Annotated in this window: 6 protein-coding genes; all 6 read right to left on the bottom strand. The window is 43.9% G+C overall.

Annotated elements, in window-relative coordinates; all coding sequences use genetic code 11:
• Positions 1-160: 160 nt before the first annotated feature.
• Positions 161-1,363, bottom strand: a complete 1,203-nt coding sequence (metK, locus tag ACFOLF_RS19585; protein ID WP_210039020.1) for a methionine adenosyltransferase — start codon at positions 1,361-1,363, stop codon at positions 161-163.
• A 436-nt stretch (positions 1,364-1,799) separates the two neighbouring features.
• A complete protein-coding gene (locus ACFOLF_RS19580; RefSeq protein ID WP_210039021.1) occupies positions 1,800-2,084 on the bottom strand; it encodes a small, acid-soluble spore protein, alpha/beta type in 285 nt (94 codons plus the stop codon).
• Positions 2,085-2,183: 99 nt separating this feature from the next.
• The gene (locus ACFOLF_RS19575; RefSeq protein WP_379114464.1) at positions 2,184-2,735 is read right to left on the bottom strand and encodes a hypothetical protein; all 552 of its coding nucleotides are present in this window, start codon (positions 2,733-2,735) and stop codon (positions 2,184-2,186) included.
• A gap of 219 nt (positions 2,736-2,954) precedes the next feature.
• Positions 2,955-5,519 carry a hypothetical protein gene (locus ACFOLF_RS19570; protein ID WP_210039023.1) on the bottom strand — a complete coding sequence of 855 codons (2,565 nt, stop codon included), beginning with the start codon at positions 5,517-5,519 and terminating at the stop codon, positions 2,955-2,957.
• Positions 5,520-5,710: 191 nt separating this feature from the next.
• Entirely contained in the window at positions 5,711-8,575 is a 2,865-nt protein-coding gene (locus tag ACFOLF_RS19565) for an S-layer homology domain-containing protein (RefSeq protein ID WP_210039024.1), read from the bottom strand.
• Positions 8,576-9,104: 529 nt separating this feature from the next.
• On the bottom strand, positions 9,105-13,292 hold the full coding sequence (locus ACFOLF_RS19560) for an S-layer homology domain-containing protein (RefSeq protein WP_210039025.1): 4,188 nt from the start codon (positions 13,290-13,292) through the stop codon (positions 9,105-9,107).
• Positions 13,293-13,413 lie beyond the last annotated feature (121 nt).

The raw sequence follows: 13,413 nt of genomic DNA, 5'->3' as shown, positions 1-13,413 counted from the left end.
CTCGCCTGCGGCAATCTCCATGTTGTTCGAATCCAGCCCTTCAAAAAACGGATATTTGCCAATAAGTCAACAATAAAAAACCGCCCCCAGCAATAAGGAGCGGCTTGTATTTGATCGATTATTCATTAAAGATTGCAGGTTGGTCCGGGAGGATAAAAATTTAAGCCAATCCATCAGCTTTAAGCTGCTCGGCTTTGTCTATATTCTCCCACGGCAGTTCGATATCTGTACGGCCAAAATGACCGTAAGCAGCCGTTTTACCATAAATGGGACGACGAAGATCAAGCATTTTGATAATGCCTGCGGGACGAAGATCAAAATTCTTCTTGATTACTTCAACCAGCTTTTCTTCGCTGACTTTACCTGTTCCATAAGTATCCACATTGATGGATACCGGGTTGGCCACGCCGATAGCATAGGCGAGTTGAATCTCGCATTTGTCCGCAAGTCCTGCAGCAACTAGATTCTTCGCTACATAACGAGCGGCGTAAGCTGCGGAACGGTCAACCTTTGTCGGATCCTTACCGGAGAACGCCCCGCCGCCATGACGAGCGTAGCCGCCATACGTATCCACGATTATTTTGCGGCCTGTCAGACCGGCATCCCCTTGAGGACCGCCAATAACGAAACGGCCTGTCGGATTGATAAAGTATTTGGTTTCTTCATCTAGCCACTCCATCGGCACAACCGGCTTGATGACATGCTCGCGGATATCGGATTGAATTTGCTCGAGCGAAATTTCCTCGGCATGCTGTGTCGAGACAACGATGGTATCCACTCGTTTCGGCTTGCCATCCACATATTCGATGGTAACCTGAGTTTTGCCGTCCGGACGCAGGTAGTCCAGTTTGCCATTTTTGCGCACTTCGGACAATTGACGGGCAATCCGGTGCGACAAGGCGATCGGAAGCGGCATCAGTTCCGGAGTTTCGTTAGTTGCAAAACCGAACATCAAGCCTTGATCGCCTGCGCCTATATCTTCGTTCTCCAAAAGCATATTCTTGCCGTCTCGCGACTCCAGCGCAGCGTTGACGCCTTGGGCAATGTCTGCGGATTGCTCGTTGAGCGAGGTTAATACAGCGCATGTGCTGGCATCAAAGCCATATTTGGCACGCGTATAGCCGATATCTTTGATCGTACGGCGTACGATAGCAGGAATATCCACATAATCCGCCCTGCTGCTGATTTCACCAATCACAAGCACTAGACCGGTTGCAACCGAAACCTCACAAGCTACTCGGGCATAAGGATCTACCTCCAGAAAAGCATCCAATACCGCATCCGAGATTTGATCGCAAATTTTATCGGGATGTCCTTCTGTAACGGATTCCGATGTAAACAAATGACTGCCTTTAAGCGACATTCAATATCAACCTCCTGCAACATAATAAGTTAAGTATCCATTCGAAGAAATGTTATCGTTATGCGAAAAACCGCTGACGCGGCCTTAGAATCGCGCATGGCTGAAATGTTCAATTTCTTCTTTCAAAATATGAAAAAGCATAAATGACTACTTTATTATATTTTGAATAAAACAGCAGTCGAATCGAGATTATAAAGAAATCAAGGTCACGTCAAATCTAACGTTGAACGTCCCGATTTAAGAAGAAATGGCTATCGGCACCATACTTCATAAGACCGTCTTTCTCTAAATACTCAGAGAAAAGCCAAATGAAAATCCACACTTTCCTTTGGTTCAAAAAATGAACCTTTTCCAAGTGGAAAAGGTCTGGAATGACAAGTCTCTAGAACAGTATGATACCGAAACTGTCGCTTTGTGTCAATGGTTGTAAGTTTATTTACAATCCGTTCAGAGCTTGCTCAGCCTTCTGAATGAGCTGACGGGTCATCGAGCCTCCAACCGATCCGGCGTCCCTGGTAGCCAGCTGTGACCAAGGCACGCTGTCTGAAGACGATGCCTGGCCGATACCGCCTAACTCGGTTGCAAACTCGGTATGACCCAAGCGATCCGCCGAAAGCAGGCCTGTCGTTAATCCCAGCTCAGCTGCTATTTCATATTTCATTTGTTCAAGAGCAGCCCTGCTTTCTTTTACCAACACTTTATTAGAAGAACGTTTTGCCATCGTCTAAGCACCTCCAAAGTTTTAAAAAAGGATATGGCTTTATTGTGCCTTCATCCTTAAGCTTTGACGCGCTAAACAATTTGTCAGGACTTGCAAATGTTACTTGCCTTGGTCATCCAACACTTTAATTTCGTAGCCGCCCATTACCATGACCGTGAGGCTGTACTTTTGCCCTGGCTCAGGCAGTATGCCCCGTCCGCCGCGCGGAAACATAATAAGATGATTGTTGAGGACGCGGCTGCCGCTCTTTATATCTGCTCCGTCCGTGACATCAGCGATACCATTCGAATCAGGGCTGTAAGCGATCGCTTTACCGGCCCGTACCACCATCTGTGCGCCATCCTTGGCGATGAGTGTTTTTCCGACAGGTACCGTAACAATATTGGTTGTGTTATTGGCTTCTCCCGGTTCTTGTTCCTCTGGAACTGGCTTATCCTCTGAAGCGGTGCCGCCACTATTTGAATTCCCACCACTTAATGCAGCGATTTTCTGATCCACGTAGCTTTTTGTTACTACCGGGTCATCCACACTGCCAGGTGTAACCGCAGTAGTCACATCTCCCTCTGCCATTGACGGCCACTCAAAGCCCGCCCATAACCCGGCACCAATTACAACGGCTGCCGCTGTTAGCTTCCATCCTTTGTATCGCAATATCATTAATCTCCTTTCTTACTTGAAGGTCCCCAGCTGCAGTTTCATTTACAATCAATCATCTCAATTATTCTCATTATTTCAACATCAGTGCTGCAACTAAGCTTGACTAAGCTTGTTAACTCTCATGTCAGTTTACTAGATTTCAAGTGTTTCTTCCACACGCAAAAGGAAGAAAACCCCGCACTGGTCCGTTGACCCGTACGGGGTTCGCTGCTGTTATTCGGAAGGAGTAAACCATTTTAAATCTTTTGTTGCAATCAGCAGCTTGGTATTTTGGAAGACATCATACACGTTTAGGGTATAGTCTTCATATTTCTGAACATTCGCCTGGATATCTTTATCCGTGAAAATGATGGTAAGAGGTGTGCTCTCCGCCGCTTCTTTAAGAAGCTCTTCATCGGTCCCAGCAGTCCCTAATGCATATTGTTTGGAATAAGTCGTTTTCAACGTATCTTTATTAACAAATTCAAACATCAGCTTATGATCGCCGGCAATGTAATCATATTGCTTGTCTTTGGACAAATTATAGTCAAACATCATCTTCAAGCCCTGCACATCGTATTCACCCGCTACATTCAAGTAAGCATTAACGTGGTGAATATCCAGCGTATAGCCGCCAAACGTAATGCCTGTGAGACCTTGTTTCGTGCCTTGAGCATCCGTTCCGTTTAAGGTGTAGGAGACAGGCTTTACAATAACAGGGATTTGAGTGGGCGTGCCTGTTCCGGTTCCTCCGGTGCCAGCACCTGTACCTGCGCCACCTCCCGTACCGCCTCCTGTATCCGGAGGAGATCCAGTGTCATTAGGAGCTACGAGAGACTGTCCAATAATGAATTGATAGGAAGTTGTGTCAAAATTTTTGGAAACCTGAGCCCATGCTGAGACCAGCGCTTTGCCATTTGGTGAAAGCTTCTCCTTCACCTCTGCAAACTGCACAGGTACGATGACGCCATTCTTATCCTGAATGTAACCACCCAGGTTAGCAATTAGCGCAGCTCGCGTCTCTTTATTGACAGCTTCCAGTTCTACATAGAAATTATTTTTCTGCTCACCGGCAAATACAGCCGAACGGGTAACTTTGACCGAAGCACGTTTTCCGACACTTGTGACATCATAAGGCACGTCAATATTGCGTATTGGAGTTTCGCTAAGCGTCTGGCCAGAGAATTGATAAAGCTGCTTGCCTTCTTTATCCTGTACCGGTTCTGTACTTACGAATGTAATTTTATCGATTGCGGTTGTATAAGGAATTTCTGAATATACGACTTCCTCATAGGATGCGCCTGGAGCAATTGTAACCGATTCATCAAGCCCGACAGCCTTTTGTTCAGTGCCTATTTTGACACCGTTCACCATAAAATAACCGCTAAGTGAAGGAACCTGCTTGCTTACATCGCTATTGTTTGTGATCGTCAGGTTAGCCATCAGAACATCATTGTCTTCCAGCGGCGAACGTGCAACAGAATCGAGTTTAACGGTGTAATCGTTATAAGCAAATGAGCTTTGCAGCGATCCCTGCTGTGATGTCGATTTGAGATAGTAACTGCCGATAATATACGACTTTTCTTTCTCAGTGGCAGTTGTTTTTACGAGCAGCTGCGATGATTCCGGCTTGATCGTGGATGGGATTTCCCCGGTCAATGTAACCACCTTGTCGATCTTCGGCAGAAGCACACCATTTTCCTCTTTGGTAAACGTTAATGGATAGCTTGTTCCAGAAGAAGTGACGAGGAAATAATCCAGATTCGGATTGGCAATCGATGCGGTCCCCGTATTCGTCAATGTATAATCAATCGATACCTGGTTCTTATCCGACCCTTGCGTGAGAAAGGCAGAACCTGTTTTCGTATTGATTGGTGTTCCATCCATATAGAACATTCGAGTCGCTCCAGCGGGCGTTACAGCAGCGGCTTTGGTCGCAGGCAGAGCGAACACGCCGGAAGGCAGCTGAACCTTGGATACATCATCATTCAGCGATGCAATAAAGGAGAGCGGTTTATCAGCCACAACAAGCGGTAACGTCGCGTGCAGGGTAACGATTTTGCGTTCTTTCGGCTGAATGGAGGCTCCTTCCAAGCTCGAGCTCACATTATAGACGGACATGCTATCTGTTTGAATGAAGAAATTCATTTTAGACAAATCCGCTGATTGAAGACCGACATTTTCCAGAAGGAAATTGATGGTCAAGTAAGCATTATTGGCATCCTTTGTTATGTAGGACTGTTTGATAGCGCTTCTGATTTTATTGTTGTTATAGAGCATAACTGTATCCTTGAAGGCAGGAATCTGATCGGTCGTATTCGCTGGATATTGAATCATTCCCAGTCTGCGCTCGTAATTCGCTACGGAAAAATCCCATTTGACAACTTCAAAAGTAAGATCTGAAATCTTTGTTTGGTTATCTACAACGGTGTAGTACGTCAAATATTGCGTGGACTTCGGAGCGACCGTTGTTTTTGTTTTATCCGCTTCCGTAATAGTCGATTTAAAGGACTTGCCTGATTTTGTCTTCACTCGAAGCCAATAATCAATAAGATCCAATTGGGTGGAACCATTATTCGTAATCGCTACGGAAAAAGCCAGCACCTTTCCTTTTTCCTGCATTAAGAAATGAGCATCACGAATATTCAAATAGCTGGAGCCGGTCAGTTTTACAATTTTGGATGATATCGCCGATTGGGCTGCTGCTGCTACTGAAGCCGCTGGCAATATCAGATTAGGTGTGAGTAAGGACGATGCCGTTAATGTCACGACACCATATTTGATCCATTTTGAATTCACGTTCATTCCTCCTGTTTCTGTATATTCTATTAGACGCTTGACAGCTTTACTTTGTTTCGTCCTTTCGATAAAGTTTTATAGTTTCACTATACAGAATCAAAATGAAATGAATGTGAAGCGTTTGGATCAAGTTTTATAAAAAAACAAAAAACAGGCGAGGATATCCTCGCCTGTTCTTAGAGAAGATGGTATTAGTTTACTACGATAGTAGCTGTGTCTTGTGTTCCGTTAGACGAAACATAAGTCAATGTTGCGCTGCCCGATTTGTTACCAGCAGTTACAACCAAGCTGTTTGCCGAAGCTGTAGCAATAGTCGAATCACTGGAAAGGATTTGGAATGGAGCTGGAAGAACAACACCATATTGATCCTTAACGGTTACACCTACTGTTACAGTACCATTAACAGTAGTTGTATATTCATCAGCAGAAAGTTCTACTGTTTTAACAACTGGAGCATCTTCAGATACTGTCACTGCTTGTTCAGCAACTTTAGCACCATTGAAGTAAGCAGCTACTGTTGATGTACCAGCTTTCAGACCGTATACAGAGGTGCTATCCGCTGAGCTTACTTTCAAAATATCTTCGTTCGTGCTAGTTACAAATGTTGGGTTGTTTGAGGCCAGTGTAACTGTTGTGCCGCTAGCTGTTTTACCAACCAACGTGATTGCTTTTTTATAAGCATTGCTTGCATCAGTTGCAGTTGATTTACCGAAGACAGTTCCAACGGTATCAATTGCGAAAGTTTTAACATCGCTTGATGCTACAACGTTAACAGTAAACGTGTAGTTAGAAACTGATTTGTCTGCATTTGGAGCTACATTAGGCGAGCTAGCTACAGTAATTGTAGCAGATCCAGGAGCTACAGCTACCAATTGACCATTTTCGTATTTAACTATGCTATCAGCAGAACTTTTAACAGTATAAGTGCCTTCTGTTACGTTCGAAACACGGCCATAGTTATCAACGGTTGTGATGTTGTCTGCATCAAATGCAGGCTTAGCACCGACTTCTAATGTTGTCGTAAAGTCTTTGATACCATTAACTGCAGTTTTATAAGCAACATCTTTAACTTCCAGTTGAACGTTGCTTGTTTGCTGCAATCCATTAACAAATGTGTAAATAGTTGTTGTTCCGGTTTGAGCGAAGTTAAATACCAACTCGCCTTTTGCATTAACTTTTGGATAGCCAGGTGTTAGATTCAAACCTGCAACAAATTTCACATTGTTCAGATTAAGATCTTTACCGGCAATTTGAGCGCCATAAGAATCAACAGCTGCAAAAGGGAATACGATATCTTCGCCTTTTACGATTACTTTACCAGGATGATTCAGCTGGAATTCTTTAACATCAGCAAGGCCATTGACAATAACCGAAGTGCTTGCACTGGCAGCTGTTGCACCGTTTGTAACAGTGATGTATACAGTACCGGATTTGCCTTTCGTGTTAAAAGTAACAACTCCATCTGAGTTAACATTGATAGTATCAACAATTTGATTATCGCTGATATAGAAGTACAATCCGCCATACTCAAAGCTGTTTTGGTTTGCAGGAAGCGTCCTAGAACCCATAGGAAGTTTAATGGTTTGGCCATTTTGGTCGATCAGCGTCAATGGAAGAATCAAACCACTTTGGGATACAGAGATTCTAGTTTCATTTGTCAGTGGCACTACAGTACCAATTTTAATTGAAGTAGCTGCACTACCGTTCATAACTTTGAGTGTTTTAGTGCTAGACAAGCCAGCAGCTGGATATACTGCTGTTACAATAATGCTGTCACCAAGAGCTGCTTTACTATCGGCAGCAAGATCGACAGTACCGTTGTCTACTGTAATTGGAATGTTCTTTGTTGAGTTATATGCAGTAATCTGTGGAGATGCAGTAGTCATCTCTTCGTTAAATTGGTTGTAAAGTTTTACTCCCAGACTTTGATCATCAGCTTTTTGCAATGCTGGTGATGTTACATCAACCTTAGTAGCCGCTTCTGCTTCAACTTTCAAGTTGATTGCTGCACTGCCTTTAACTGTCAGAACATAATCGCCTGCTGGCAAGTATGCAGCTGTTAGAACAACTGATTTACCATCTTCAGCATACACAGCTGTAACTGGGTAGGGAGAGAAGCTGTATTTCAGCTCGTAAGTAAGATCTGTTTTGTCAGTTGCGGAAACTGGTTGGTTAAAGTTGACTGTGATTTTCTTAGCGCCTGTTTGTTTTGCTTCAGTTGCTTGAAGAACATCCAGTTTAACTGTAACTTCGTAAGTTTTGCCGTTGTACTCAACGGAAACTTTCGTGTCTTGACCAGCTACAAGAGCAGTGTCAAGAGTTTTCTTAACAACTTGGTCATCGGAGAAGGTTACTTCAATGTTCTTGTCATCGATAACTTTCGTCGATTTAACAGTTACAAGGTTAGTACCGCTCTCTACCAGGTCGTAAGTAACATTAACGAGCATTTCGCGCGTTGCGTTTGTTTTGTACGAAGGAAGTTCAGCGATCAGACCTGCTTGGATTGCTGCAGCTACATAGCCTTTAGCCCAAGCGGATACTGCACCGGATACTGCTGCATCGGATTGCTCCAAGCCAGCAACTTCGTCTGCTACTTTAGCAACTTGCTCGATTGTAACTTTGCCGGACGGACCAAATTTACCGCCGCCAAGACCTTCCATGATACCGTCAGCCGTTACAGCGCCGATAAAGCCTTTAGCCCAGTGAGTAGCGGATACATCGCTGTATACATTAGCTGCACTTGCGTTTTCTGTAAGGTTGGAGATTTTGCTAAGTACTTTTGCAAATTCTGCGCGAGTCATTTCGTTTTCAAGACCAGCGCCGCCCCCTGGATAACCTTCAAATACACCCAGTTCTTTCAGAGCGTTGAATTTCTCAAGTGCTGTCAGGTCTTTCTGCTCGTCAGCAGCAAATGCCGCGGAAGCGAACATCGAGAAAGCCATAGCACCGGCTACAATTACAGCTAAACTTTTTTTCATAACCTTTTTTTCTCCTCCTCTTAAATCCTTCGGTTGTTGAGAGTTGTGTTTGTAATATTGTTTGCCCGTTTCACTCATCTGTTGATTCACCCCCTTTCCAGAGTAGAGCACAATTCATATAAATGATGTCTGCAAGCATTAGGCGTTCCTTGTAGGAACATGTCGCAGAAACTTGTAAACTGATGAACGCAAGAAAATTTTGGTAGAGTCCCTCTGCCACTATAACATTATACAATGGGTCAATACTAGCGTAAAGAGGAATCTGTGAATATGTTCCAAAGTATTCTCCACCGCTTGCTGTCGGTGTTTGCGTCTCGTTCATGTAATTAAACGCAGCAGGTTTTAAAAAGTTGCGATACCGGAAAAAAATTTTCAAAATAATTTCATAAGCATCTGCTTAGACTTATCGTACGGTGACGCATTATGTAGAAACTCTCCCTGCTTTCACACATTGCTAAGTATAGCTTGAATACCCTGTTTCCGTCGATATCAAACATTTCCCATTCTAAATGAGAGTTTGCCGCATACGTATTATGTCATTGTTGTAGTGGTCCTTATAACGGAATCAAGGCTGCCTGGCAATCCAGACAGCCTTGATTAGCTTTAATTAAGTTAATTTAGGTAAACGTTTCGTATCAGCAAGAAGCTTTCCGACGATAATGGATGCATCTGAGCGAAGCAGATTAGATTGCGGTTCAAATACATAACCTTTTTTCAAATCAGTTGCATCAACCGGTGAACCCTGAATATATCCTTTATTCGCCACAGCGAGCACAGACGCTTTGGCATAGTAACTGATATCGCCATAATCCTTAAATGTTTTCTGCAAAGCTTTATCGATCTTCGCTGGATCCGTTTCAAGCTTGAGATCCAAAGCGCGAGCTATAAATACAGCTGCATCTGCCCGGCTTAGATTAGCATTCGGTTCGAAGGTACGAGGCTGCGTTCCCCGGATTAACCCTTCTCTAGCCGCTGTTTCAATATAACTATAATCCCATAATGCATCCTGATTAATGATTGGCGCAACATCATCGAAATGCGGTTTGCTAAGTTCGTAGTTAAGCGGAATATCCAATGCTTTTACCATCATACGGGTAAATTCACCGCGCGCCGTATACATGTCAGCTCCAAAGTCATCAAAATTTGCTGCGTTCATGACACCTTTGGAGAAGATAGCCTCCATATAATTTCTGGCGTATGGATGATTGGTAATGTCAGAGAATGAGTATACCATTTTGGCAACAACATAATATCCAAACTGATCAAAAGGAACGGTAATGGTATTTTTCTTGGTATCCACAACACCGCCAAGATTCACCCAGAACTTGTTTTTCACATCATAACGGAACACCGTGATGATCGTTCCTGTTGTATCGCGAATACTTGGATCAAATGCCAATGTCAGGCTTCCGCGCTTGGATGATACAAGCTCACGATCATCCGGCCTGTCATCATAAGTTGGTATTTTAGTACCGCCTGGACCTTTGGCTCCTGGATATTGATACGGATCCACACCCATTGTTAGGGGGTCGTAGCCAGGTGTTGTCAAGTCATCCGCCAATCCGGCATCTATCCAGAAAACAGGACTTGATTTGGAGAAACGAGTTGGGAAGGAAACTTTAAATCTTGTCCCAAAGTTCTGCATAATCAAGTCAAAGTCTGCTGGCGGATTGTCATACTCGCGACGGTCAACCACGCCATCTTCCGGATTGGCAATCGCAAACAGCAGTTTATGGCCGGAGAAAACCTGGTTCTTGAAATTGCTTGGCACATTGAAATCACGTCGGATGAGAGCTGCACCTTTAGGGAAAGTAAGCGTTAAAGCTCCTTCAAAAACCTTGTTGGAGCTTTTCATATCGTCCAGAATTTCAGCACCGGGTATATTCGTTGGTGTGTATGTCACATTTATAAAGCTGGTGATTTTATCGCTTGCATTCTCGATGGTGAAGCTAATTTTGTTCACACCGGCTTTGAGCCCGGTAACCGTTGATTTGAATGCATTCGGATAATCCAATTCGTCCGTGATAACGCCATCGTTATTGTAATCATATTCGAACTTCTCAGCTGCTATTTTATTAATTGTAACTTTATCAGCGCCTCTGGCATTGATAATCACATCAACAAAGTTTTTATTAACGATACCTTCAGCTGGCAGGTATGGACGTAAAACCTTGTATGGAAGCGTCGTTGGATCAACTTCCATGCGGTAGGTTGCTTTGGGACCGGTTGTACCACTGTTATAAACATTAAACAGATAAACGCTCGAGCTGCCATCAGCATTAAGCTCCTGCCTCTTCAGAATAAAAGAGAACTGCTGGTTAGCCAGATTATACTGCACAACCAGATCGCCATTAATGGTTGCATTCGCTGGGTAGATGCCTACTGGCGTATCCCCATTAACAACCATAAAAGGGTCAGAGAGCTTCCATTGAATATCATTTGCAAGCGATGCTCCACTGATATTCAGGATATAATCGTCGGCAGGCGAATGACCACTAACCACCGTCAGAAGAGTGGCCATCTTACTGGAAACTGTTCCTGTACCGGATGTCGGATCGTAGGTTTCTCCAAGATCAATAAAATCGAAGGTTCCGAAAATATTCATGTAAGGCTCGGTTGTCGTATAGATCGAACCCTGCTTCGGAAACTTCGGATCGTTTGCGATCGGTTTGGGATCTGTAACTGCGCCATCATAGGTGAACGGGTAAACTCCCGATGCTTGTGCCGGTATGATAGGCAAGTTGGTCGGAACAAGATTTACTTTTACAACTTTCTCATAGTAGCTCTTCGTACCTTGAAACACAAATTTGATTATGTTCTCACCGCTAAACATAGCGTTAAATGCGTCCGCAGGCGCGCCGTCTAATATAAAATGTGTATCATGAACTCCACTGACAGGTTTTAGAGCGAACGGAACATTATTAATGTAGAAGTAAATAGTCCGCGGACCAGTAGCGGCATCAGCAACATACCGGATTTCATCCGTATTGTTAATATTCTGCAATTCCCCCTGAAATAATCCCAGCTTGGAATTGTCTGGACTGACACCTGCTACACCAATAATCTCAGCTACGCGATCCCCCAGATCTTTGGTTGAATCATCGTAGATAGTCATTGTATCGTAAATTTTGTTATAGCTTGCGAATGGCCCGAATAGCAGTGTGAATTTGGCTGTAGATTCTGCTCCTGTATCAACTTTCATGGAAATCGTCTGAGTGCCCTCAAATGGCATCTTGGCAAATTCAAGCACAACACGGCGGAAAGATACACTTTGACCATCGACCATTCTCGTGATGATCGTATCTGATATTTCCTCTGCATAATCCTCTGCTTTTGGAGTAGATGATCCATCCTTCTTGTTGCCGTATAGATCCTGGATACTCGTAATATTCAACGACTGGCTCCCACTACCGGGATTGCCAATCAACACTTCAATCCCGATTGGAAGGCCATAAATACTTTTACCTTCCAGAGGAACACCTTCTATTCCTTCAAAGGCCGTTGGCTTATAGCCGGGCAAGTAATTGATTTGGCTGATAAAAGGCGTTTCTCCATCACGAAGTGAGAAATACAAGGCATCGGTCCCCTGCTGGATGTCAGTTGAGCCAACATGCCGATTATATTCATTATCCGCCATGAGCTTGACATTGTATAACTGATCCAGTGTCAGATCCGAAGCAACACCGAGATCAATTTGATACTCATAAATAAAGAAGTTGTCTGTTTCCAGTGGTGTACCAACCACCGACACGGAGGATATATCCCCCGTTATATCTGTATAAGTCGCAGCAGTCGCAAGCTTAATACTAGCTTTTAGTGAACTGAGAGCGTTAGGATCGCCACCCAGCGATGCGATTGGATTCGGGTGCGGCAGCATAACGGGAACAGGAGGAGTTCCTGTCATCACTTCATATCTGCTGTTGGGAACAATAACTTTACCCGTTATCGTCAAATTATTATCTGTATCGATTACCAGATTCGGACTGTACTCCAGCGCTCCCGAATTGGCTGCATCGGGAGGTGAAGTAACTTCATTGATATTCACATCGTAGAAGGTTACGTTGCCATTATAAAAGGCGATTTCACGCGTAGTCTGGATAACCTGAGTGCCATTTGCAATTTTGAAGGTAACCAGGTTTTTTCCTTTTTTTAGATTGATCGGCGCAGCGGCAAATGTATTGTCATTCGTATTATTGACCGAATAGGTTTTGCTGCTGCCATTAACAACTACCGTTACTTGCTGGGCATTCGGAGCTTTACCTGTGATGCTGATATCAGCGGTATTGAGGCCTTTGGAAGCGCTGGATTGAACGACCGTTGTTCCGTTCTCGATAATCGGATACTGATTACCATCCAAACTTGCTGTTAAATCGTAAAGCATCGGACCATTACGGTACTCAAGAAAGATCGAGTTTGTAACTTCCCCTCCGCCCTGTGTGCCCTTGAACGTGATCTTGTTCAGACCGGGAAATAGTTGAATATTGAATATCTGGATACTGAACCCGTTAAGGGAAACATTGCTTGTCAGGTTCTCCCGCTTGCTGCCAACTTCTTCGGTCGAAGGATTGACAATTTGATAGACGTTATAAGAAATAGACGACGGATCTACGTTGTTAATCGTTCCTTGCAATGTGATACGCTCGTCTGTCGTAATACGCGGTGAACCGATCTGGTCGCTCTCTGACGGGAATGTAAAATTCCCTGTCGCTGCTTCTGCCGTCTTAACGCTGCTCATAGGCAGTAGTGAAATGACTAAGGACAGCAACATAACCCACATGCCTAATTTCTTAATCACAGTAAGCCTCCTCCACTCTTTTGCACCCAAATTTCAATTAGTTGTAATGTTGTTATCGGTGCGAAACTGGAAAAAGTTTAGACATTTCGGATAAAAAAAGCTCCTTTACAAAACAAAAAAC

This window comes from Paenibacillus sepulcri, from assembly GCF_042647105.1.
Classification (GTDB): Bacteria; Bacillota; Bacilli; order Paenibacillales; family Paenibacillaceae; genus Paenibacillus_Z; species Paenibacillus_Z sepulcri.
Note: the sequence above shows the minus strand (reverse complement) of the source record. Positions and strands in the feature narration are given on the sequence as shown.

Excerpts from the sequence above, each read along its gene's own strand:
- metK (WP_210039020.1), bottom strand. The coding sequence starts at position 1,363 with ATGTCGCTTAAAGGCAGTCATTTGTTTACATCGGAATCCGTTACAGAA.
- ACFOLF_RS19580 (WP_210039021.1), bottom strand. The coding sequence starts at position 2,084 with ATGGCAAAACGTTCTTCTAATAAAGTGTTGGTAAAAGAAAGCAGGGCT.
- ACFOLF_RS19565 (WP_210039024.1), bottom strand. The coding sequence starts at position 8,575 with ATGAGTGAAACGGGCAAACAATATTACAAACACAACTCTCAACAACCG.